Origin of the sequence: Methanobrevibacter sp. DSM 116169 (assembly GCF_046197865.1) — an archaeon.
Lineage (GTDB): Archaea > Methanobacteriota > Methanobacteria > Methanobacteriales > Methanobacteriaceae > JAHKLT01.
The window spans coordinates 520349-546166 of the sequence record NZ_CP166990.1; the positions used below are offsets into that span (position 1 = coordinate 520349).

Annotated in this window: 25 protein-coding genes; 4 read left to right on the forward strand and 21 right to left on the reverse strand. The window is 29.8% G+C overall.

Annotated features, from left to right (window positions below; all coding sequences use genetic code 11):
* Positions 1-330: 330 nt before the first annotated feature.
* From ACA134_RS02605 to ACA134_RS02705, 21 genes are all read right to left on the reverse strand, one after another.
* On the reverse strand, positions 331-894 hold the full coding sequence (locus ACA134_RS02605) for a hypothetical protein (protein WP_409200627.1): 564 nt from the start codon (positions 892-894) through the stop codon (positions 331-333).
* On the reverse strand, positions 884-2419 hold the full coding sequence (locus ACA134_RS02610) for an Ig-like domain-containing protein (protein ID WP_409200628.1): 1536 nt from the start codon (positions 2417-2419) through the stop codon (positions 884-886). The genes ACA134_RS02605 and ACA134_RS02610 overlap by 11 nt, the downstream gene beginning before the upstream one ends.
* 22 nt (positions 2420-2441) lie before the next feature.
* The gene (locus tag ACA134_RS02615; protein ID WP_409200629.1) at positions 2442-6479 is read right to left on the reverse strand and encodes an Ig-like domain-containing protein; all 4038 of its coding nucleotides are present in this window, start codon (positions 6477-6479) and stop codon (positions 2442-2444) included.
* A 22-nt stretch (positions 6480-6501) separates the two neighbouring features.
* On the reverse strand, positions 6502-6960 hold the full coding sequence (locus ACA134_RS02620) for a hypothetical protein (RefSeq protein WP_409200630.1): 459 nt from the start codon (positions 6958-6960) through the stop codon (positions 6502-6504).
* 12 nt (positions 6961-6972) lie between these two features.
* Positions 6973-11703 (reverse strand): hypothetical protein, encoded by a 4731-nt coding sequence (locus ACA134_RS02625; RefSeq protein ID WP_409200631.1) that lies wholly within the window; start codon positions 11701-11703, stop codon positions 6973-6975.
* Positions 11704-11733: 30 nt separating this feature from the next.
* On the reverse strand, positions 11734-12117 hold the full coding sequence (locus ACA134_RS02630; RefSeq protein ID WP_409200632.1) for a hypothetical protein: 384 nt from the start codon (positions 12115-12117) through the stop codon (positions 11734-11736).
* Complete coding sequence (locus tag ACA134_RS02635; RefSeq protein WP_409200633.1) at positions 12117-12428, reverse strand: hypothetical protein; 312 nt, start codon at positions 12426-12428, stop codon at positions 12117-12119. Before ACA134_RS02635 ends, ACA134_RS02630 begins: the two co-directional genes overlap by 1 nt.
* Positions 12391-12987: a hypothetical protein gene (locus ACA134_RS02640; RefSeq protein ID WP_409200634.1), complete on the reverse strand. Its 597-nt coding sequence runs from the start codon at positions 12985-12987 to the stop codon at positions 12391-12393. Before ACA134_RS02640 ends, ACA134_RS02635 begins: the two co-directional genes overlap by 38 nt.
* Positions 12988-13163: 176 nt before the next feature.
* Positions 13164-14249: a hypothetical protein gene (locus ACA134_RS02645; protein WP_409200635.1), complete on the reverse strand. Its 1086-nt coding sequence runs from the start codon at positions 14247-14249 to the stop codon at positions 13164-13166.
* A 2-nt stretch (positions 14250-14251) separates the two neighbouring features.
* Positions 14252-14476: a hypothetical protein gene (locus ACA134_RS02650; RefSeq protein WP_409200636.1), complete on the reverse strand. Its 225-nt coding sequence runs from the start codon at positions 14474-14476 to the stop codon at positions 14252-14254.
* 24 nt (positions 14477-14500) lie between these two features.
* A complete protein-coding gene (locus ACA134_RS02655) occupies positions 14501-14956 on the reverse strand; it encodes a hypothetical protein (RefSeq protein WP_409200637.1) in 456 nt (151 codons plus the stop codon).
* A complete protein-coding gene (locus tag ACA134_RS02660) occupies positions 14931-15752 on the reverse strand; it encodes a hypothetical protein (RefSeq protein ID WP_409200638.1) in 822 nt (273 codons plus the stop codon). Before ACA134_RS02660 ends, ACA134_RS02655 begins: the two co-directional genes overlap by 26 nt.
* Before the next feature lie 176 nt (positions 15753-15928).
* Positions 15929-16801: a hypothetical protein gene (locus ACA134_RS02665; RefSeq protein ID WP_409200639.1), complete on the reverse strand. Its 873-nt coding sequence runs from the start codon at positions 16799-16801 to the stop codon at positions 15929-15931.
* Positions 16802-16835: 34 nt separating this feature from the next.
* Positions 16836-17336 (reverse strand): hypothetical protein, encoded by a 501-nt coding sequence (locus ACA134_RS02670; protein ID WP_409200640.1) that lies wholly within the window; start codon positions 17334-17336, stop codon positions 16836-16838.
* 35 nt (positions 17337-17371) lie between these two features.
* A complete protein-coding gene (locus ACA134_RS02675) occupies positions 17372-18208 on the reverse strand; it encodes a hypothetical protein (RefSeq protein ID WP_409200641.1) in 837 nt (278 codons plus the stop codon).
* Complete coding sequence (locus ACA134_RS02680; protein WP_409200642.1) at positions 18208-18936, reverse strand: hypothetical protein; 729 nt, start codon at positions 18934-18936, stop codon at positions 18208-18210. Before ACA134_RS02680 ends, ACA134_RS02675 begins: the two co-directional genes overlap by 1 nt.
* 4 nt (positions 18937-18940) lie before the next feature.
* Complete coding sequence (locus ACA134_RS02685; protein WP_409200643.1) at positions 18941-20176, reverse strand: hypothetical protein; 1236 nt, start codon at positions 20174-20176, stop codon at positions 18941-18943.
* A 7-nt stretch (positions 20177-20183) separates the two neighbouring features.
* Complete coding sequence (locus ACA134_RS02690) at positions 20184-21398, reverse strand: PBSX family phage terminase large subunit (protein ID WP_409200644.1); 1215 nt, start codon at positions 21396-21398, stop codon at positions 20184-20186.
* Positions 21399-21404: 6 nt separating this feature from the next.
* Positions 21405-22007, reverse strand: a complete 603-nt coding sequence (locus tag ACA134_RS02695; protein WP_409200645.1) for a hypothetical protein — start codon at positions 22005-22007, stop codon at positions 21405-21407.
* An 11-nt stretch (positions 22008-22018) separates the two neighbouring features.
* Entirely contained in the window at positions 22019-22354 is a 336-nt protein-coding gene (locus ACA134_RS02700; protein WP_409200646.1) for a hypothetical protein, read from the reverse strand.
* Between the two features lie 10 nt (positions 22355-22364).
* On the reverse strand, positions 22365-22652 hold the full coding sequence (locus tag ACA134_RS02705) for a hypothetical protein (RefSeq protein WP_409200647.1): 288 nt from the start codon (positions 22650-22652) through the stop codon (positions 22365-22367).
* 1688 nt (positions 22653-24340) lie between these two features.
* Between ACA134_RS02705 and ACA134_RS02710 the strand changes: the two genes are divergently transcribed.
* The 4 genes from ACA134_RS02710 (at position 24341) to ACA134_RS02725 (ending at position 25814) form a co-directional block, all read left to right on the forward strand.
* Positions 24341-24733 carry a hypothetical protein gene (locus tag ACA134_RS02710; protein ID WP_409200648.1) on the forward strand — a complete coding sequence of 131 codons (393 nt, stop codon included), beginning with the start codon at positions 24341-24343 and terminating at the stop codon, positions 24731-24733.
* 32 nt (positions 24734-24765) lie between these two features.
* Positions 24766-24996: a hypothetical protein gene (locus tag ACA134_RS02715; protein ID WP_409200649.1), complete on the forward strand. Its 231-nt coding sequence runs from the start codon at positions 24766-24768 to the stop codon at positions 24994-24996.
* A 220-nt stretch (positions 24997-25216) separates the two neighbouring features.
* Complete coding sequence (locus ACA134_RS02720; RefSeq protein ID WP_409200650.1) at positions 25217-25462, forward strand: hypothetical protein; 246 nt, start codon at positions 25217-25219, stop codon at positions 25460-25462.
* 22 nt (positions 25463-25484) lie between these two features.
* Complete coding sequence (locus ACA134_RS02725; RefSeq protein ID WP_409200651.1) at positions 25485-25814, forward strand: hypothetical protein; 330 nt, start codon at positions 25485-25487, stop codon at positions 25812-25814.
* Positions 25815-25818 lie beyond the last annotated feature (4 nt).

Below are 25818 nucleotides of genomic sequence, written 5' to 3' on the forward strand. Positions count from 1 at the left end.
GATTAGTGGAAGAGTATTCACTTACTTCTTCTTCCTCATGGTTAAATAATTTAAGGTGTAGTGTGATTAATGATACTTCACGACTACGAATTTTATTCACTAATAATGTTAATGTTTCACTTTCAAAGTTTTTCAAAAGTTTCTCTTTTGGTAATGTAATATTAAAAATTTTACTCATTGTTTTTTTTTAATTCTCCCTGTTATTTTTTTATAATATATACCTAGTCATAGCAATTTGGGTTGTAGTTATATGGTGTTCTCATGTAACGGCAACCGGTGTTTTCTGTTGTCATAGTCCTATTTTCCTCCATTTATTTTTATTATTAAAAGTCATGTTATAATCTCCGAAATCAAAATGTTTGCAAGATACATATTGTTTAATTTACCTTTAAGGAAAAAGAAACCATTATTAGTATCATATTTATTGTTTATGTAATTGAGAATGTTTCCATCAATAGTTATTTTATGTTCTCCATTATTGTATTCAAATTCTAAATCAACCCATTCACCAGTAGGTAAATTAATATTATCTGTTAATGTTGTATTTTGAGTTTTATTCCTTTCAGTTAAATAAGACTGATTAGCTCTTCCAATGAAATTCAAATCGAATTGTTGATTACTTGCTAATGCAGTATTGTAGTTTCCACTACTTTTATAAGCGAATAAAGCCCAGTTATCATTTGTGGTGTTTAAAGGGAAGTAAATTTTACATTTAACTTTAAAATTAGTAGGTACGGTAATATTCGGAGCTAATGTTGGATAATTATTTGTTCCAGACATGGAAATACAAGGAATATCTTCTAATGTATCATAAACAGCAGTCATCTTACTGTTTTTATTCCATTTGTCAGAGAGGAGTGTTTCTTCATCATTACAGAAGTCGCTAAATATCACTATTTCCCCCCCCAGAGGTGCGTTCACCAAGGTCTTCAATTTTAATATCTTTTAAATATTTAAGATTATATGACCTAAAAGCAAAGAAACCAGCATTATATCTTGTGTCTGTTACAGTTTGAGTTACATCATCTGTAATATTTTTCAATGTATGAACTCCATCGATAACAGTTAATTCATATTTAACCCATCTTTGACGAGCAGTAGATGAAGGAGATGTTAAATCAAACCATGAACCATTAGTATAACCTCCAATATTAATTTGCCCTACACTAAAATTTAAACCTGCAATATAAAAATATTTATAATCCTGCATATAATATCCTAATGCACAAGCATTATTACTATTAGAGTTGCTTGTATCATATTGTTCCCATGTAATCTTAAAATTATTATTAAAAGTTGAAGGTATGTCTTTTATATTTAAATAGGATACACCATTTCTATTTTGTAATTTTAAAATAGGTTCATCATTAAAAGTATCATAAGTAGCTGTTAATACATTTGAAGAATAATTATGTATAGTATATTTATCACTTGGATTGTTTCCTGTACAATCATCAACAAATAAATAAGGGTCGTTTACTGTAATGCTTATAATATTACTATTTGAACTATTGTACTCGTTGTCACCATCAAAAACAAGTTTTAAATTAACAGATTCTTCTATAATTTTAGTGAATTTAATGTTACCTTCAAGATAAGTTACATCTCCAATGATTATAGTGTCTATAACTGCACCAGTATCACTATTAATTAATTTAACAGTTTTATTGAAAATATAACCGTCTTCATCTTCTAAAACACCAGTAAAACTAACTGTTTCACCAGTATTAACCGTAGTCTTATCAGACCATAAAGATAAACTAGTTTCTTTTTTATCAATTATAGTCACAGTAACAATATTACTTTCAGAATTATTATAATCACCATCACCTATAAAATTAACATAAAAATCACCAGTAACACTAATATTTCTTGTTAAAATAGCATTACCATTAACATCAGTATTAACTGAAATAGGATTACTACCAAAACCATTAAAAATTATTGGTTTATTACTTAATGGATTATTTCCCTCTTTTAAATTAGCAGTAAAAGTTACTTGTTCATTAGGTTCAATCACAGACTTATTAGCAGTTAAGGTTATAACAGTATTTTTAATAACTTCGACAGTAACAATATTACTTATACTACCAATGTAATCATTATCTTCTTCAAATTCGCATGAATAATTAGTAACATCATCAACATTAACGGTCAAAGTAGCAATACCATCATTATTAGTAACAAGAGTTTCAACAAGAACAGTACCAGCATAAAATTTAACATTCATACCTTTTAAACCATCAGCATTCTTATCTCTTAAAGTTGCAGTTAAAACAACACTATTACCAACAGTAACTTTATCTTTACTACTTACAAGAGTAAGAGAAGTACTATTAACATACTTCTCAACACCTCTCACAAAAAACTCTTTACTATAACTCTCACGGTTATAAACAACACCATAAACACTACTCATAACACACCACATTTTAAATTAATCATTCACGAACCACCAACTCATATTTACCAGCACATTCTTTTAAATTATGATTACCCATAAAAGTAGCTCTAATATCATAATTACGAGGGTCTAAATTAATATTCAATCTCACTTCACCATTACTATCAGTAACACGATTATAAACAACACCATTAATATTAATTTGAACATTAGCACCATTAACAGCACCACGAGTATTATTGACTAATTTAAACAAAACATAACCTCCTTTATTAACAATGGTAGTGTTAATACTCAACTCAGTAATACCCTTCTTAATAGTAGTCATCTTATTATCATGAACTAAAACTTCACCACCAGCATGAGTATACTCAGCATAAACATTATACTCCTTAACATCAAGATTATTATTAACAATAGCAACACCTTCACTATTAGTAGTTTTAGTATAACTAACACCATTAATAATAAAATCAACCACTTCACCACTAACAGGTTCACCAGCCAATGTTAAACGAGCCATAAAATCATCTTCAAGATAATATAATTCAGAACCATTAATAATTTCAATACTATAACCATTATTTAAAACAGTAGGAGTTAAAACATTACCCACACAATACAAATATCTACTATCTCCAATAAAAACAGCAGTAATTTTATGCTCGCCATGTTTATTAAATTTATAAGTGAAACTACCTTTTCCTTGACTATTCAATGAAACATTACCAACAACTTCATTATCAACTACCATAGTGACAGTAACATTCTTTAAAATAGTACTACTTAATGAAATTAAACTATTTTGATTTAAATCTAATTCATCATTACAACTTAACACTAAATCAGACTCATCACCAGTTTTCTCTAAAACATCAACAGTAATACATTTATCACTAATAAACTCTGAATCAGAAATACAAGCAGGTAATTTATTAGTATTATCAATCAACTCAACAAAACTACTAAAATCAGTAGTATATTCACCAACTCTCTCAGCCCAAACACCAGTAACCTTACTACTTAACAACAATTCTTCTGTAGGATGATTTATCTGAACAAAAGGACGACCTCTCCAAACAGTAAAAATAGTATCACTAACTTGTAATTCTAATTTATCATCAGTAAAACTATTCAAACCAATATCATTATATTTAGTTAATTGAAAACGACAAATCTCAATATAAGTTTTAGCATCACGGTCAAACTTATATAAATAACATCTACCATTATATCTGTTAATACCAATTTTAACTAAACCATTAGTAATATAAACTACTTCATGACTATTATCTAAATTAAATAAACTTATACCATCACGAGATTCAAGATTTACACCTGTCCAATACTGATAAAAAGGACTTAAACGATAACTTGACTCATTACCATCTCCCACTTGATAAAATATAGTTCCTTCTTCGGATTCCCTTGTAAACAATAATTCCTTATTAGGTACAGGGAAAGGAGCAACCATCAAATTCTCATAATAATTAACATACTTACTACTATAATCAATTTCCCTTATATCGAAATCAACATAATTAACAATAGCAGGAGCATCTCCATATAAATTATTATTCTTAAATTCTGTTTCTAAATAATATTCAGTACTTTCCAACTGAATATCTTCCATATAAACCTCTTTACCACTAAGACCCTCATCATGAATAGTTAAACGATTACCAATCAACTTAAAATTTAAAGTACTACCATAAGTATCAATATCTTCATTACTTAAACCAGCCTCAGCATCACAATGTAAATTAACATTCTTATTTAAAACAGTTTTAAAAGCACCTTTACTTAACACACGGCACATAACTCTACAAGGATACTTTTTAGATTTACTGAAATCAAAATCATAATATTCATACTCTAAAACAGGATTATTAGTTCTAGCATCAATCAATCGGACAATACGATTCATTTCATTATCAACATTCTCAACAACCCTAGTACTATCCCATGAAAAACTCACATTACATTTAGGGGCAAGATAATTTAAACCAGACAACTTAAAAAATTCACCATTCTCTAAACTAAAAACATTAAACCTTTTAGTATCTTCACCATACGAATCATAAACATAAGAACCAGTAGTACTAGTTATAAAATACTCATTAATTTTATCTCCACTAAAAAATTTAGTAGTAAACAAATTAGGTAAGAAATAATTACTAATACGATCCCCCTGAACAATCTTAAACCTAGCATTAATATTATGAGTTAAATACTTAACACTAATATCAACATCATACCAACTAGGATTAGTCTTAGTAACCTTACTAATACCATATAACTCAGCCCAACCACGATGATTCAATACATCACCCTCAAAACATAAATGATTAGCATTAATAGGCACAGGTTTATCCATATCAACTAAACCTTTCAAAACAGTAACATCATGAGGATGTAAACGAACATTAAAACTTAGTTTCTCATCACCAGCACCTTTCTTCCCCATATACTTAATATTTTTACTACTTGTCTCCAACAAAGTATCCATATAACTATACTCAGGACTATAATGAGTCTGTTTCAAAGGAATAGGACCAATATAATTCCTCTCATTATACTTATGCATCTTCAAAGTAGAACGAAGAACCCTCATAACCTTATCTAAAGGATGGGTACGACAAGGAAAACTAAAAGCACCAGTACTAATACGAGTAGGAACAAGTTTATCAACAAAAGTAATAGGATCATCAGTCTTAAACTTCCAACCATCTTCAAGTTTTTCAGCATCACGAAGCAATAAAACATACTTAAAAGGTTCTCCAACTTCAGTATCAATATACCATTGATTACCTGTTTCTTCAGAATCAAAAGTAAACCTAACATTACCTTGAACTCTAGGTTTAACATCAAGAATGAACTCTATTGTAATCTCTTTTTTAGTAGGAACATTCTTTAAACCCACACTAGTTTGATTCTGCCACTCAATCTCAATACCATTAGTAGTTTTAGCAGGATTTAACTTCCACTTTCTAATAGAAGTAACAGCTCTATCATCTTGCTCTAACCAAGCATTATAAGTAACATTACTACTATCATATTCAGCTTTCAAAGAAACAGTAATCTGATTAACTTCTTCTGAAGGTTCACCATTACGGCGAAGGTCAGTAGTGTTAATAACAGCAACATCATCATCACCAGTCCAAGCATAAGTTCCACCTTGAATATAAAGATAAGCATAAAAAGTTCCAGTTAATTCATTATGAAACTTAATCTTTTTCATTCCAGTAGTTTTAGCAAGAAATCTGAAATTCATTGTGAAATCAGAAACGAGCTTATCCCATTCCACAGTCCATATTTTATGAGTATTATCCCATTTTGATTTATGTGAACCTGAACCACTATCAATAGATAATCCTAAAGGCAATTCTACTTTTATATCAAGTTTACCAAAATCTATTCTCGTTAAATCTTTTAAATGAGCAGTACCTCCAAAATAGTTATAAGTTTCTAATTTAGGACCATTTTTAGCTTTTAATTCTGAGGAATGTAAACCATTAGCAAAACCAATAGTAGCAGAAGCAGTTTCATAATAAACAATGATATTAACCCAGTTAAATTTAATAGTTCCTTTACCAGTAAATTTCTCATCTTCAAAATAAAAAACCGAACCAAAAGCATCAGAATTCAATATCTCAGGAGTTATTTTAGCAAGAATATCAGGATTAAACTGACTATTAATAAACATTGAATAAAGATAAGGATTATTTGAATAATAAAGTTCAGGATAAGTTAATTCATACTCATCACCAATATAATCTCCTAACCTTATCTTACATTTAGGAGTTCTATAAACAATATCTCCTGTTTTTTGAAGATTAAAATTTACAGTAACACCTATAATTTTAGCATCTGAAGGAATATTAAACTTATAATCCCTTGTATAAATATTAATAGGATATTTATTACTATTACTATTACTATTAACCTCACTAGTTGCAGATAAACCATTATCTCTTAATAAATTAGTTAAATTATCCCAACGAGTATAAGGTGGATTTATCTTTGATTCAATCTGAGTTACAACCTCAGGATAATGTACAATTGTTTCAACCATATCTCTTTTAAAACATTAACTCCTACTCTGCTTCAGTAATAATTGACCATAATACGCCAGCAACAGGTAAAGTAACTTCATTATTGATAGGAACAACACGATTCAATATATCATAAGCTAAAACATAACCAGTACTATTATCAACTATGAAAACAGCTTTAAGATAAACATCACCATCACCAACATCCATATTAACTTGATTTTGACCAAGACTAATAGTACTATTATTATTCAAACCCTCATTATATTGTAAAACACATAAACCATCATCACCAATAGGAATTTCAACCACATTAACTTTTAATGTTCCATCAACATCTAAACAATCCACTATATTATCAGGACAACTACTACTTAACACAATACGATAATTCTGATTTACCCCATCCATTTGCAATAAATCAAAACAACCACTACGATTCATATCCCTTATGAATGTGTTTACTCTTCTAAAATTAAATACATATGATATTTCACTCATAACTTTTTCTTATTACACTCCAATATAATTATTAACACCAAGAGCATTATCAATTCCCTTTTTAACACCCTTATCTATCTCATCTTGTAAATCATCAACACCATAAACATCACCAGTAATATTCACAGTAACACTAACATTGTTTCCACCATTACCATTATGACTACCATTACCCCTACTATATTTCCAACTACTAGGAGCAGGACCGGCAGATTGAGGAGCATCCCAACCATAACCTTTTTGCCAAGCAGTAGTATCCATCTTCATACCATTAATAACAGCCCAAGTATGAGCAGTACCTCCCCAATGACCATTCTGAGTATGACCACTTAAACCAAAAACATTAGCTAAAGCAATCAAAGCATGAGCACCATCCCAACAATTAACAGCACCAGTCTGCATAGCACTCAACCAATGACCTGTCTTATCACTATTAAAATACAAATCATAATCAATAGTACTAAAAACCGCCTCAGCAATTTGGCGGAAACCATCAAAACCAACATTAGGAGTACTATTATAAAATTCCTTAACTTTAAAAGCTAAACCAGTAGGAATACCTCCAGCTAAATTAATAACAGGACCTTTCATATCCCATTCACCTGACTTATCTTTAATATGCCTCATGTGTCGAGGACTCCAATCACCCCAACCAGCATAACCGTGTTCTTGTAAGTCCCAAAACTCCTTAATATTCACTCTTTTATTCTTATTAGAACCAGTAAAAAAATAATCATTACAAGAACCATCAGGACAAAACTGCTCAACAATTTTCCACAAAGGCAAAGTTCCACTTTTATTATGATTATTTCTGCGAGTATCCTTAGATGAACCACCAGCAAAACCTCCACTAAAACTAGACATTATACCTGAAACCTTACTCATAGCAGATTTAAAACGACTAGGATTACTATTACTACTAGTTAAACCATCACCACCAGCAGAACCCCATTGACTAGGATTCTGTAAACGACGATAAAAAGTACCAATATTACTACTTAAATTATTAAAATGAGCATTAGCTTGAGTTCTCAAATCAGATGCAGCTTGAATAATATTATCCTTCATATACATCCAAGAATCAGTCATTTGTAAAGTAGCATTCTTAGTAGTATTATTCATATTCTTCAAACTAGACTCAGTAGTAGCACGAATATTATTCATAGTAGATAACTGAGTAGATTGCATACCAGTCATAGTAGTTTTCTGCTGATTACCCATACTCAAATAAGTACCATTAACAGTATTCAACAAACCACTAAAAGTAGCCTGAGTATTAGCAGTAGTCATCAAATTAATTTGGTCAGCCAACAAAGCATCATTCTGATACTGAGTCATAGCAGTCTGATTCAAATTAGGATCAAGTTCTGTGACACTTGGATTAACTGTTTGATTACCTAACATACTTTGCATCTGCATCTGCTGTTGAATCATATTTAACATATTAGACACAGTAGCTCCAACATCAGGAGTAAAACCAGTAGTAATAGCTTCACCAACACCACGAGCAGCATTATAAACTAAACCCTCAGTACCAACAATAGCATCAGCCATCACAGTAAACTCATCTTTAACCTCATGATAAATACGCCCCGGACTAGCTCTCTGAAGAATACTATTAATACCATTCCATATACTTTCACCAACACTTTTAGCAGCATTATAAGCTTCACCAGCCTTAGTAGCAACACTACTAATCATACTACTAAACTCAGCTAAAACTTCAGAACCAATTCTACGAATAGGACCCATAATCCCATTATAAGTATTAGTACCCACACTATTACCAGCACTACTAGCATTACCAGATTGACCACTAACACCAGCAATAAATTGTAAAATAGGACCAATTAATGGCATATTAAACAATATTTGCATTATACCATTACCTATTGCTTGACCAAGAATTTCACCAGCAGTCTTACCTTCTGCAGACTTACCAGTAATAGCACTAATCAAACCATTAATCGCACCAAGAATAACACCTAATGGATCATTCAAAAAAGTCTGAATAGCAGTAGTGAAATCAGTCCATGCTTGTCTAACCCAATTAATACCATCAGTTAGCCATTGAAGAAAACTAGTGATTTGTTGAATAATCCATATAACGCTATTAAGAACAGGAATAACTACATCTTGTACAAACCAAGTTAATCCCTGAACAACCCATAATAATCCTTCAAGGACTGTTTTCATGAACTCTACACCTGCACTTACTCCTTGAGCATAATCGTCCAAAGTAGTTGCATTACTTCCTCCTGAAGAACTTCCTCCCCCTGAAGATGAAGTTTCACCTCTTAAAGCAGCCCATAATTGACCAAAAACACTAATTAATTCAGAAGCAGCATCCCAAAGAGTTCCCCAAACTTCTCCTAATTCACTGAAAGCACTTTTCAATTCTTCAATAGAAGATTTAAGAGTAGGGTCATTCCATAAATCATTCCAACCTTTACTTAAACCATCAACAACACCTTGTAAATATTCAAGATGAGTAATAATCCAAATAATAGGTGAAACACAAGCTATTAACTGACCTAAAGGATTATTCCTAAAGAAATCATATAATACTTCACTTGTTTCTTTAACTGTTTTACTTACTTCTTTAAAATGAGTAGAAACATATAATATAGGATTAAGCCATGTTAACATTTCCCCAACAGGTGTTTCAGTAATTAACCATGTTAAACTATCTCCTGCTATTTGTATTCTTTCAATTAACTCATCAAAATGGAAAATAATATATCCAATTGGAGAAATATAAGTTAAAAATTGACCAACTGGATTTTTAGTAAAGAAACCATATACAGCATCACCTAACCAACCAATAGAATCAATTAACCAATTAACAATATCAATATTCTCTTTACTTGGTAAAGCATCATTCCACATCTTAGAAACTTTACTTAACCAACCAACAAGACCCTCCCACGCTTTATTAAGTTTTTCAACAGCTCTTGTTATTAATGGATTATTAGCAAAAGCATTCCATAATCTTACTAAACCACTCCAAACAGCTTCACCCATTGTTGTTAAATCTTTCCACCAACCAATAGCTTTACCTAATTCATAAATAGCAACAACAACAGCAGCAATAGCAATAATAGCAAGACCAATAGGACTAACCATAAATGCCAATAATGCTTTACCTAATCCTAATACAGCTACTCTTAAACTAGTAATAGTGCCTCTTAATAATGTAAGACTTATACTTGAAGTAGCAGCACCAGTACCAACACCTGCAAGACTTAAAATAAAGGCAGTTAATCCTTTAATAGCACTAATTGCACTAGTACCTAATCTTAAAATAGAAGGTAATAATAATTTAGATAATCCAGCTCCAGCAATTGTAGCAGCAGTTCCAACAGCTAATAAAACAATACCTAACTTAGCAAAATCAGGCAAACCATTCCAAGCTTTAGTAATCCATGCAATAGCATCAATTATTAAATTAAAAGCACCAACAATTCCTGGAGTAATACGAGAAGTTAAATCAGCAACAAACTCACCAAAACGAGCCTGAGTAATTAAAAGAATATCATTAAGACTTTCAGCTTTAGAAGCAAATAAATCCCAACCTCTTTCTTTACCTACTTTATTAATAGCTTCAAGGAGACCCATTACATTTTTAAGATCACCATCCCAACCAGCTTCTTGTAATTCTTCTTTACCAACACCAGTTTCCATAGATAACCTACGAAATTCTCCTTGAAGAATATCTTTAACAGCTAATGTAGCTTCTTCAACAGTACGACCTGCTCTTAAATATTCACTACTAACCATTGAAACAATAGGCATAGCCTTAGCCATTTCATTAGCAGTAAGTTTGAACTCAACACCTAAACCAGCAACAGTTTCTCCTAAATTATATTTATTCATTTTAGGAAACTGCTTAATTGTAGATGATAATGCATTATTAAAACTATTAATTTCAGATTCACCAAAATTAGCATGAGGCATCTTAGATAAAACATTAAATAAAGATTCCATCTCTGATTTAGCTTTAATAGTTTCTTGAGTTGTTTGCATTAAAGCATGAACAAACTGATAAACAAATAATGAAGCTACAATAGTAACAACATTACCTAAAGCAGTTAAAACAGTACTCATTTTACTAAATTGACTAGAAGCAGTTGTTGCCTGAGTACCAGCAGTAGCAACACTAGTTCCTAAAGTTTGTGTTTCAACCTTAGCCCTACGAGCAGATTGACTAACATTATTATAAGATTGATGTAATCTGTCCTTAGCTGCTCTTGCACTATTAACTGCAGTAACAGAAGTATTCATACTTGAAGCTAAAGCAACTGTTTCAGCTTTAAATCTTCTAGCAGATTGACTAACATTGTTGTAAGATTGGTTTAAACGATTTTTAGCATTAACAGCATTATTAACAGCAGTAACAGATTGACCTGTTCTAGCAGCTAAATTAACTATTTCAGTATTATATCTACGAGCAGACTGACTAACATTATTATAAGACTGCTGTAAACGATTTTTAGTTTGAGTTAATTTATTAGTAGCAGTATTAGCAGAATTAATAGAATTATTACTTTGTTTAACAGCATTACCTGTTTGATTAACACTTTTATTAACAGCATTAGCAGCAGTATTAACTTTATTTAAAGAAGAAGTAATTTGATTTAATTCACTTTTAAAACTATTAATATCTTTCTTTGCAGAATTAATACCATTAGTAAATTTACTAATATCAATTTCTAAATATGCTTTTATCGATTTACCTGCCATTACTGCTCTAACTTATTCATTCTCCCATTACTATAAACTTAAACTACTTAAATAATCCGTTTCAATCAACTGTAAAATATGTCCTTCTTCCATACTAACAGCAGAATCTAAATAATACATTTGTCCTCTTAATCTTTTATTAGGAAAACTTTCATGCTGAATATAAGCATAATCATAACCTAAACTATCAGGATTATCAACTACACTATAACCAAATTCCATAACAACCTTTTGAGGTTCTTCAAAAATAGTCTGTTGAAAACTCTTTTCAAGATAACCTTGGTCAATAGGAGTTAAAGGACGAGAAGTATATTCAATAATAACTCCTGCATCAGTTAAACTAGACTTAGCATCATCAACAATCTCTCTTTGTATCCGATTAAACCACTCAGTAATATTATCATCAATACGCATTATTCTTGTAATTCTTCCACTAAATTATTCATTTCAGGAGCATTATCTTCATGCACATCAGAATAATTGTGCCTACCCCTACTCTTATTAGCTTCTTTCCTTTCTTCTTCAATTATTTTTAATTCTTGTTCTACAAAGTATTGTGTTTCAAAATTTGATTCTTCCCAAAACTCTGATAAACTATAACCAAAACCACTACGACGAACTAATAAGAAATATTTATCTAACATAGGTTCCTTCATACTCCATTCTAAAGGAACACTATCATCACCTTTATCTTCTGTTTCTTCTGTCTTGAAACTGGTTATCATCGCCAAGAATTATTTCTTTATACTTCTTATCGATGTCTTTTTGTTTTGCACCAGCAACAGCCATATTATAAAACATTGGTAAATACATTGCTATTTTTTTATCATTAGGTTCAGCTTCCTCAAAATAATCTTCAAATTTAATATCTTTAAGAACCAATGAAGCAAGAGTAGCTAATTCCTTATCCAATAAGTCATCTAACTTTTTAGATTCAACTTTATAATTTTCTTCTTTATTTTTAACTTCTTCAAAGATTTCATCAATAGTATCTTCTAAATTCTCTTTTTTATCAGTTAATTTAATTATATCTCTTAAATCTTTATCAGATGGTTCTTCAAGGTCTTCAAGAGCAAAAATTATTTTATCAATATTATCTATTTTACGATTAAGTCTTTCAACATCACGGTCATAAGATTCTATTTCATCAGTTAAAGGCTTAGCATCTTCTTGAATTTTTTCAATCCTTTCCTGATATTCTTTAATAGTCTTATTTTTACAATCCTGAAACTTACGGTCTTTACCACAAAACCTTATTTTTGTTTTAAATACTTCTAAACTCATTACTTTTATACCTACATTTTAATATCGGATTTGGTGAGGTTCAAACTCACAACCTACCTTTTATTTTATTCAAATCCATACAATTCTTAATTTAATTTAAAAATGACTTGTGAGGGAATTAAACCCTCAATCAGGAAAACTATTGGAACAAGTCAAAAAAAAATAGACAATACAATTTAAGTATTATCTATATGTAACTCACTAAGGTCAGTAACAACTTCAGCACTAATAAAAGAAGACACAGCATTTTCTTGAACTTTACCTTCTAATTCTAACTGCTTAGCCTCATTACCAGACTGTGGACTGTTAGCAACTTGAATAACTATTTCAGGAATCTTAATAATAGTAGAATACTTAATCTCTTGTCCACCAACATCCTCAAAAACAGCACTTTCAGCTTTAATCCAAACTTCACGAACATCATTCTCATGAGTAACAGTAGTAGCATCAGCAGAACCACCCATAAACTTATACTCTAAACCTTTAGTTAAATCAGTCCATGGTAAACTCAATTTAAAATCAGCTTCACGATCACCTATAACTTTAGTACTAGTACCAAACTCATCATCAGAACAAGGTTGATTTTCATTATTATTATTAACAGTTAAACTGCCTTCAAGATAACAACCATACCTGTACTGTTCCATGTTTTCCTCAGTTAATGTACCTTGGTCTGCAATATAAACACTAACATCAGCAGGTTTAATAAAAACATCTTTTGCAGGAATCATCCTACCTGAATTAGGTTGATTAAACTTAGGATAATTAGAATTAAAACCTAATTTATAAGTCATTGCTTCTTCATTACTGAAGTTAATCTCAAATTCATTAAGTAAACAATCATCATAAATATAAGCATCATTCTCTGTTTTATAAAAACCATTATACAATGTAACAAACGGAGGGTCTTTAGGTAACAATGGATTAACAGCAAAAGTATACTTCTGTGCATCAGTTGCTCCAGCTACTGTTTCCTGAGTATAATCTCCAAGTAAACAATATAAAGCATCTTCCCAACCACATTTATAACGACATTTATCAGTAAAACTAGGTGAAGACTCAGCTTTACTCCTATAACTACTCATCTTAGTAGTAGCAGTACCAGTATGACCTTCATCATCCTCAAACTCAATCTCTTTATTAGATTCAAACTCAGTTCCCCTAACAGTTACAAGATAAGCAGCTAAACCAGTATGGTCAGGACCTTTAATTCCCATACCCCAAGAATGCCATGACAAATTAGGTGCAATATTAGAACCCATATCTATTTTTTATCTCCTTTCTTCTCATCTTTCTCAACCTTCTTAGTACCTGAATCACTTATCTGTTCCCAAACACCAGAAGCTTTTAAGCCATTAATAACTACATCATATTTATTAGAAACATTAACAATATCTCCTTTATTAAAAACTTTATCAGTTCCAACTAAACGATAAGCAGCTAATTCAATGCTCTTAAAACCATTTTCTCCACAATATTTAAACTTCATAATTTCTTAAAATAATCTCCTAATTTACAATCTGTAATCAATCTCAAAATAAACCCTTAAAATATTACTAAATAAACTTTTCAACTCTAATCCTTTAGGGTCTTTATTAACATAAACTAATGCACCAATACCTGAAGACTTAGTCTGTCTTAAATCAAAATTATAATCATCAAAACTATTATTAATTCTCGCAAAATCAATAACTTTAACTAAATCCTCCTCATAATCATATAATTCATACTGTAATTGTTCTTTATTATCCGTTTTTGTATGTAATCGTATTTCCAATTCCCCAGTATAATTTGTACAATCAGGAGAATAATCTTGCCTAACACGATCACCAACATCAAAAGACAATGCAGGAAAACGAGTATTAGCACTCATTTCAGCTTCATGTAAAAAAAAGTTAATATCTTGGAATGGTTCAGAATCAGTTACAACATTCCTTATAACATTAAGATTTCTTTCTAATACACTCATTCTGCCACCATGTCATTGTACTTGAATCAATCATATTCATTTTAACATCATTTTCAGTATCTAAATCATTAGTTTCTTTATATAATTGGATTGCTTCATCTACTTCAGTTAATAATCTCACACCATAAGATTTAGCATTTTTTTGGTCATCATTATGTTTATAACCTTCTAAATCCCATATTTGTAACCAACGATAACCTGCACCAGATTTATAAGGAAGGTGAGATAACTCTTCAGGTACTTTTTTAATATTAGATTGGAGTTTTCTTAAAACATGGTCAATTCCTTTTTCAATATTCTCTTCCAATGCTTCTAAACTATGTTTAGGTTCATGTGTCTTGAAAATAATATCCTTAACATCAAACACAATATTTTGAATATCATGTTTTAATTGAACTGTTTGTATATTAGTTAAAACTCTTGTAGAATCAGCCATTTGATAATCTTTATCTGCTACTTTAAAAACTACTTTAACAATAGTATCAGCATTAAAAGAATCATCATTATAAGCATCCAATACCATTACTGGAACATAACCTTCCAAATATTCTGAAAAACAAAATTGTAAATCATTTGAAGAAAAAGGAGCATCTGCACTAAGAACAACCTCAACACTATTAATACCTTTATAATCACGATAATTAGTTTTAAACAATAAATCATCAGATATTAAATAATCAGGATTTATTTCATCATCAGATAATTCTCTAAAATAATCTTGACAAGGATAATGTCTATCAACACGATAAACATCCAAATACATTAAAATCTGATAATACTCCTTCATCTCCAACATAACAAATTAAAACTACCCTTTATCTTCTACTTCCTCTAATCTTTTATCTATATCTTCCAACATCTCTAACAAAATCTTTTGTTGGAACTTCCCATTACGATATAAATCCCTTAATGTATATTTCAAAGCCATTCTTCTAATCCTCTTATTAAAAAATTTAAAACAGTATAGAATAATTAAATTCCAGTCTGTTTTAAAATAGCCTTAGGATGCTTACAAGCAATACCCATTTCAGCAAACAACTCAATAGTAGTTTTGAAAGGATATCCTTCTTCTTGATATTTATTCACATTAATGAAACTACCATTAACAGTAGAATACTTATCATAAGTGTTTTTGTAAATAGTTAAAGGACGAACATTCTTATCCATACCAATAAGAGTACCTTCCTCCACATCCTCAGCAACTTCTTTCATAGTCAAACCATCAACATTGTTTGGATCAAAACTACCATCAACATTATTAAACCATTTTTTAGCTTCAAAGAAATTTTCCTTATTCAAAAATAAATCTGTTAATCTGTAATTGTAACCTTCTACACGGAAGTTTTTCTCCATTTCAACAAGATCATCATTAATCTTGTTAGAAACATCCCAAGTATCAGTAATAGTTGCAGGGTCTGCAGCAGCAAAAGTAACCATATTATTAAGAATATCATTATTAATTTTATAACTCAATCCCCATGCTGCTCTTTCATATGCTCTAATAACTTCATCTATAAAACCATTTTCTCTTAATTTCTGTTCAGAGAACTGTAATTTATAACCAAATTGGTAAGTATCTCCTAACTCTTTACCAATACTAGAAACCTCAATATTAGATAACTCACCAAGCTCAGACATTACAACAGGCTCAGACATTACACCTTTCTTAATATCATCAGCAGCAGTTGTTTCATCTTTATAATACATGAAAGAACTTGAACCACCTAAATCTACAATAGGGAATAAATCCTTAAAATATAAATCAGGGTTCATTTTCTTTATAACAAAGTTTTCAATAAACTCTTTTCTTAATGCCCTTTCAGGACTTAATGTTAAAATACTCATAACTAAATAATCTTCTTATCTCTTGCTCCTATAATTAAATTCCATTAAAACCAGTTAAAACCATGATTTTTTTACCAGTATTAGCAGCAGCACCTTCTAAAGCAACATTAGTTGTAGTTCCAGTTGCTTTTTTAAACAAATTATCTCCTGCATAAGCAATACTATCACCAGCTTTAATAACTGCATTAGTATCTTGTAACTTTAATGCAGGTGCAAAAACACCAAACAATCTAACAGTAGCAATTCTCATCTGATAATCACCCGCATCAGTAGATTCAATTGGTCTTGTACCTTCAAATCTTGGTTCATCTATAATTCTACCATAAACAGTATCAGAAGCACCTGCTTTTTTAACAGTAAATTCTTCTTCTGTATTATCGATAGTTACATAATCGCCTTTTTTAATTTCATCTCCAATAATCCAAATATTATCTTTACCGAATGATTGAATTGCTTCTCTTACTTCAATATCACCCTCTTTAACTTGAACAGGTAAATCTGCACTAAAAGGGTCATAATCTCTATATTTTACCATAACTTTTTTAAAATTCCTCTAATTATATTCTTTTTTTATTTTAATCCAATAGCTGCTAAATCTTTTTCAAATTCTTCCTGTGAATAAACATCATCAGCAGGAGGTAAATCATTACCATCATCAACATTAGGATTACCAGTTGATGGTGTACCCCTGCCAGGATTATCTAAAATTTTAGCTTTATCTAATTTAACTAAGGTTGCATAATCTAAATCTTTAAAATCTTCTTTAATTTTATCATTTCCTTCAGAAATCTTATTTAATAACTCTTCTCTCTTATTAACCTCAATTTCATCATAAGCAGCAGCCTTAGCTTTTAATTGTTCTATTTCATCAGAACCATTAGATAACTCTTCCACCTTAGATTTATACTCAGAAATAAAATCTTCTTTTTCAGAAATCATCTTATCTTTTTGCTTAATCTGTGTTTGAAGACTACCAATAGTCCTTTCTAATTCCTCTTGCTTTTTAACCAAAGCATCAATTGTTTCTTTACTCACTTCTTCAACCTCTTCTTCTTTAATACTATTAAATAATAACTTGTTTCTCGGAGAATCAACTAAACCCACATTAATTATCTCAATATCCCAAGGGTACAAATAATCTCCTTTATCAATTAACTCATTAACATTAAAAATAGGGCTTAAACCTAAACCTTTAATATCCACATTACTTGAAACATCAGCAGACAACACACCATCATTATAAGTAAAATTACTCATATTACCAATAATCTCATCACTATGCCCATTAGTAATATCAACAGTACTAGTTTTACTAGCTAATTCTTTCAGATGTTGTTCTGTGTATTTAACTGGTTTATCTAACTTCTCTGAATAATCCATTAAACCAGTTTCCCATAATTCTACCATTATCTCATCACCTCTTTATATCTATCACTAAAATCACCATTAACTGGAACAAGGCTGCAACGACCATGAGGATGGTCTAATGGAAACTTATCAATAGTCATAGGTTCTGATTTACTCATATCAATACACCAACGACAAGTTCGCATATCCATAACAGCATCCCAATAATAAAGCTCATCATCACCATAAACAAACTTCAAAACCTCACGATGACTCTTTTCCTTAGCATTCATAATATTAAAAGCCACAAGATTATTAATTTTAGTAATAGCTTGTTTAAATGAACCATTAATATTAAAACTATCCATAAAATTACTCATATTCTTAACATAGTGCATAGCTTTAACAGTAATATCATTGTTTAAAGTTATAAGTGCTGCAATCAAAGATTCTTCAATTAATTCTTTATCATCACTTGAATCATAACTTAAAACATCATAAGGAATACCATACTCATCTAACTCATAACGGAAATCATTAAGAATATAATTATCAATTTGGTCTTCTGTTAAACCTACCAATTCCATAATCAATTTATCAACAGCTTCTTGGAATTCATTTAATATTTGACTAGGAGACGATACATTATACTCTTCATATAATTGATATAGATACATTAAAAACACACTAACTGCTTCTTCCTCATCAGATGTTAAACCACCTTTTGGATTAAAATCCTCCAATGTTAATAAAGGAGCAATTTCATATATCTCATCTATATCAACCATAACTTCAGTCTTCACCTTCGTCTAAATCATCTTTTTCAGTTGTTTCCAAATTGGAAATAGTTAAATCATCTTCTTTTGCTTCAAGATAATTAGTATCTAAATCAATATCTTCAGGATTAAAATCAATCCAAACAGAACCTGCTTTAAAACCATTTAATTCAAGTTCTTTATCAATTAAATCTCGTTCCAACCATTTCTTTAAGAATTCTTGTGCATACTCAATAAACAAAACATGACCAGTACGAGTATCAGTTAATTGAACCTGAGCAGTACTACGATTACTAGACTCACTACTATACAAAGATTCAGGAGTAATTAAACCCTCATAAATAGCTGACTTCATACTCTTAACATAACTAGGAATATCAGGAACAAGATGAGTACCAATCATCTCACTTTTAACACCATAAGGAAAAACTATAACTCCTTTCTGATGATAATCAGAAGCTTTACTAGTAACCATCTCTTTAGTTTTTTCATCAAACTTCTCACGACGATTCTCATTACCTACAGTAACAACCATAGTATTAGCTGCCTTAAAAATAATACTAGGCATTTGCTCATACAAATTATTAACAAAGAAAGCAAGGTCAATCACATTCTTAACAATACTTCGACCTTCACCATCAATTTCAATAAGTACAGGATTAGTAACTTGATCAACTCCAAAAGCTATTGTTTTTTCTTCAAGATTCTCCTTAATATCAGAATACTGAGCAGTTTTCCAATCGGTTTTATCAGTATTCACCCATGTTTTCTGAAGATAACCTTCTACATCACCATAATCATCATAAATCTTTTTAATCAAGTATTTTTCACCATCAAAAGCTAAACACCTAAGTCTTACATGATTATCCTTATACACATACTCATAAAAAGGCTCACCATCAACAAGATTCTTCCATATACATTCCCAAGCAGTTTTTTTCAATTCCCATACTTTATCCTGCTCAAGAATATGTTCTTTAGCCTTTTCAGCACCTTCTTCACACTTAATAGTGAAACTAGATAAAATCTTAATAATAAGATTATTCAAAATACCTGCAACAGTAGGAAAACCAGCAGCTTTACGACAATTCTTAATACTTGGCTTAATATGTTCAGGAGCTAAATTAATCCAATCTTCACCATAATCTCTTTGACAAGTAGAAATACTATCTTTACCTATTTCCTTAACAGCATTAGGTTCAGCATTAACCAACCTTGTATTCAAACTCCTAACTCTCTTAACCAAACTCATAACAAACTTAATAAATTCCTATATCACTACTATCAAAATAATCACTACTACCATAAGGACTCAAAGCACCACGAACACCATAAACAGTATAACCTAAAGCATCCATCGCATGATCATTTAACTTCAAAGGTTTATCTAAAATATTACCATCACGGTCAGTCATCCACTTATAATTTCCTATCTCTTTAATAGTAGAAACACAAATATTACTTATATGAATAACAGTCTGTTTAACTGACTGTATTTTAGCTTCAACATTCTTAACTCCACCAACAATATCAAAACCTGCACGATTAAACTCTTCAATATCATCAGGGTTAGCACTATCAGCATAAACCATATCTAAATTAGTTGGACTTAATTCATGCTTAGCTAATAAACTTTTAACTTTATCAATAAAATCAGGAGTAGTTAAACCTGATTCATAAACCTCATCAACTATATAACATTCATCATCAAACCAGCCACATAATAAGAAAACACTTGGAGCATTAAAACCAAAATCAATACCACCAGTATAAAACCTGAAATTATCTCTTGTTTTAGTATCCCAATTCTCATAAATAGTATTAGTTAATTTACCCCACTTACCAGCAGAATACTTTAACCATAACTCTTTATCAATAATCTCAAGTTTATCATAATACTTTCTTCTTTTCTCAGGTAACTTAGGATTTTGCCTATAATGAAAATGAATATGTTTAGTATCTTCTAATTCTTGTTTATAAAAATACTGATAAAGCCAATGATCAGTTCCTTCAGGCTGAACCACAAGTAACATTTGTCCATAATATTCTTGACTAACAGTATTACGAATACGAAGAGTTAATTCAACATAAACCTCTTTACTGATTTCTTCTGCTTGTTCAACATAAATAAAATCTAAGTTTAAAGACCTAACTTTTCTTAAATCATCAAGACTTGAAAAAGTAATAGAACTACCATTACTAAAAGTCATTACTCCATCAGTCTTATTCTCTTGGAACTCAACATCATGTTTCCATAATAACTCCCTAATCTCTTTCCAAGCAGTTTTCTTCAAAGAAGGTAATGTTTGACGGAAAACACCAATTCTTGCACCAGCATAATTTAAAGCATATAAAATAGTTTTAGTACAAGCAAAAATAGTTTTACCACTACCAGCACTCCCTTCAATCATCAATTCAGGAGTTTCGTCATAAATATGCTCAGCTTGTTTATCTGTAAGAATCCAATCTGTCATTACAAATTATTCTTGTTTAATTTCCCTTGCTTCAACTTCATACTCAGTTTTCTTAGACAATTCCTTGTCCTTTTTAACATCACTAAAAGATTTAATAACAATTTCTTGCTTAGTTTCCTTCTCAACCTTAGTCTTATTTTCTTGTTTACCAAACACTTCAGGATAAACCTTAGATAACAACCATTGACTTGCTCCAATATTACCTGATTCAGCAGCTTCATTTAAACAATCAATATGTTTCTCAATAGCTTGAGCTTTTAATTCCTCAACTTCTAAATAAAATGTAACATAAGGTTCAATACCTTCTTCTCCTCTATGCATCCATTCTTTAAAAGTTTTGATATGTATACCTGCTGCTTGACAAGCAACGGCTGGAGGATTACCATTTTTTAAACTTTTAATTAATCTTTTTTTAACATCAGTTTTAAGTTTTAAAGGATTACCAACTTTATAATCTCCATAAATATCCTTCACAGGTTTATTAGAGGACTTACGAACAGGAACATTTGAATCAACCGATTCTTCCTTTTCAACTATTGGTTCAGAAATTGTATCATGACTACCGTTCTTATAATCATCATACAATTCCTCAACACCTTTATCACTCATAATAATAATCCTTATACAAATTTAAGTACAATATCAAAACCAACCAAAGCAAAAGCCACTAAAGTTGCTATTCTCCAATTTTTCTCATCTTTAATAGCATCATCAACTTTCTTATCAATTTTACTAATCTTTTCATTAGTTTCTTTCATAAATTTCTGATTAGCTCTTATATGACCTTCTCGCCATATTGTGTCTTTTTCATTATAAGATTCTAAAACAGCAAGTCTGTGGAGTTTATCTTTATCATTATTTTTGATATGTGAGATATCTTTTTTGGTTTCTGTAACATCTTCTCTTATTCCTACTAAAAGACCTTTAATTTCTGCTAGTTCTACTTCTGATGACATTGACAATTACTCATGCTCCATCAAGACCATCATCAACTACAACAACATCATCTAAAGCACTAATATCTACATCATTATTACTTTTATCATCAACATCATTCTTCTCAATAAAAGTATTACCATAACGAGCATCAACCACAGCCTCAACAACACCAGCTAAAGCAAATAAAAAACCAACTAAACTATCACCAGTTAAAACAAAACCAGCACCACCAAAACCACCAATAACAGCAACAAATTTAACTATTGTTGAAACATTACCAATAAACTCATCACTCAATAAATCACGAACACTCATAAAAAACTAAACCAAAATCTTTTTAAAATATTTTAAACTACACTATATCTTTATACTTCATTCTACAACTGCCCAATACACCCCTATAAAAAAATAAAAATAAAACCCCAACAATAATATCAAAACAAAACAAAAAAACCATACACCAAACCATTACAAAATGTAACACCTTCAACCAAACACCAACAAAACATTACCAAACACCCCCAAAAAACACCCTCCCAAAAATAAACAGTATGTTGGCGATATTTTTTTATTTCTCGGGAAGTCTTATCATATTTTTTTTGTGTTTTTTTGTGTGGTGTTTTGTGTTTAGATCTTGTTGTATATAATGTGAGTTAATGTTATTTTTATAGTTTTATTGTTGTTTTAGTGTTTGTTTGTTGTTTGTTATTGTTGTTATATGTATAGTGGTGTTGGTGTATGGTGGTTAGTGTGTGGTGGTGCTGTTGTAGTGCTGTGTTAGTGTGTTGTATGTGGTGCGTGTGTGGTGTGCTATGTGTTATACTGATAGCTATATGTTATATGGTTGTATGTGTTAGGTGGTTAGTTATAAGGTAGTTAAACCTATATTTAACGAACTTAACATATCGTATCAATTAATAAGTATAATATCAATATGAATATAACATTAAGAAAACCAACTGGAAATAATCCTCAAAAAACCACCATATAATCAGCACCCTAAATAATCATCTCAACTGACTATTAGTAGGGTGTTGTTGCTACACATTTTATAAGGTATATATTATTATATTAGTGTATTTTTGTGTGGTGTGTTGTACTTTTTTGTACATTGATGTATGGTTTTTGTGTAGTGTGTTAGTGGTGTAAGGGTGTTTTTTTTATGGTGTTTGGTTAGTGTGTTATTATGATTAGTATGTGTTTTGTAGTGTGTATGTATGGTATATAGTATAGTTATATATAGTTGCCCATACCCTTATAAGGTATATATATGTATATATTAATTATGTAAAATAGATCTATTAATAAATATCATATGAAAAATAGCTATTAAAATATTCTTATAAAAATCATAATTCACTTTTTGAATTTAACATTTTCATCTTATTACTATTCCTATATTTTTAAATAGATCCCTTTTTAACATTTCATTATAATAATGTTAATAACAAGTCATTTATATTCCGTGTCTTTTGTCCTTTATAAATTTTTATTTTTTAAATTCCTTGTTTTCCTTCTTTCTCCTTTAATATTCTTTCTTATAATGAATATACTTAAAATGTCATTTAATGTCCTTTTGTATTTTACTGAAATTAAATTGTTCATTGGTCTTGTTTATATTGTTTCAGGTTGTTTTCTTTGTTTTTGTGTGAAAAGTTGTTAAAATAGCTAAAAATGTTATTTCTGTATAAAGGTTAATATTGTCTTTATTGTTAATTTCAAAGTCATAACAGTCTTGTTTATTGTTGTATCTATTTTTCCAATGGTTAATATTATAAGCTTTCTTATGCTGCGACAGAACAGAATAACGGTATAGGTTAAAGTTCAATATAAAATACTCTTTTAAATAGCTACATATCCTTAAAACTAATAGCTGAATAATTTTATATAAAATGATGTGTTCAATAATAGAAGTCTTTATATACTATCGAACACAAACTATAATACAGGAAGCGACAAAAGTTGCAACATTCCAAAAAACAAATAAAAAAAGGTGATTAATTATGAGTAAAAATTTATACGATTACATAAACAATGTTGAAGAAAAATTAAGTATTTGGAGCGATAAACAAGGTGATTTTAATATTCATATTAAAAATGACAAAATAGAATTCATCGAATACCTTGAAGAACAAGGACAAACCAAACAAGCAGAAGAAAAAGAAATAGAATTATACGAATTAGAATACGAATATTTAGAAGTACCTGAAAAAGAATTAAAAAAAGCTGAAGATGAATTAATAGAATTCATTAAAAACGATTATGCAAAAGATAAATTAGATCCTGAATTCTGGGAAATCATAAGTTTCAATGTAACTAAAAAAGAGGCATTTATTAATGCTGTTTTAGACATTGGACATAATGCAGTTGATGAGGCAGTAAAAAGCCTCAACTAAAATTATTTATTTTAAATGGAGTTGTTTTAAAAATGCAAGGTAAAAACATTATAATATTTGACACATTAAAAGGAGTTTACGACTCCTTAGAAATTATAGTAATAGATCATGTTATAAAACACATGGCTTATAAAAATTATGAAAATGCAACTGTTGGATCTGTTGAAAATGATTTAACAGGTGCTTATATTAACACTAATAAAAAAGAATTTTATAATTTTATTGAACTTAATTATAATGTAAAATTTCACAGTAAAATATAATGATTCAAAAAAGGTTTGTTTAAAATGATAAATGAAGATGATTTAATACATGTTTTAATCATAATAGGTTGTTTAATTATAGGAGTTTGTAGCTTCTATAAGTTTTATCTTTTTTATTATGATTATAGTATGTTTGATGTGTGTAATATGGTGTTTATATTATTAGTTTGTAACAGTTTGATTATATTAAGTGGTTTGAAATTAAAGAAGGTGTTTTATTATGATTAGTAAAACATTAAGATATAAAATTTTTAAGGATTTGAAACATGAAATTAGAAATAAAACAAGTATACATTTAAAGTTATTAAGTGATGATTTAAACAATAAAGATATTAAAGATAATGAGTATATTATAAAACAAGTTGAGTATTTGGATATTAAAAAGATTGAAAATGAATTTCAATATTTATATATAGATCAGTCACAAGATATTACAAAATTAATTATATGTGAAATATTCCAATAATTAATAAAAGGGAAATTATATAATGAGTAAAAGAAAAACAATTAATGTTAAACCTGAAATTTTAGAGAAATTAACAGAATATAAAGAAGCTAATGCAGATAATAATTTTAGTGAATCTTTAAATAGATTATTTCAAGGATATAATTTAAAACAAGGATTTTCTATTGAACCTCCTGCATTTAATATAGGTGAAAAAACTATTTCATGGGACGAATTAAAACATAGTGAATTAAATGATAATTTCATTGAAGGAAATAATAAAGTTACTGTAATTTATGCAGATGATCACGGACGACTTTTAAGATTTAATATTGATAATGATATTTTCCTTGAATATTTCCATTTCCTTTAATGTT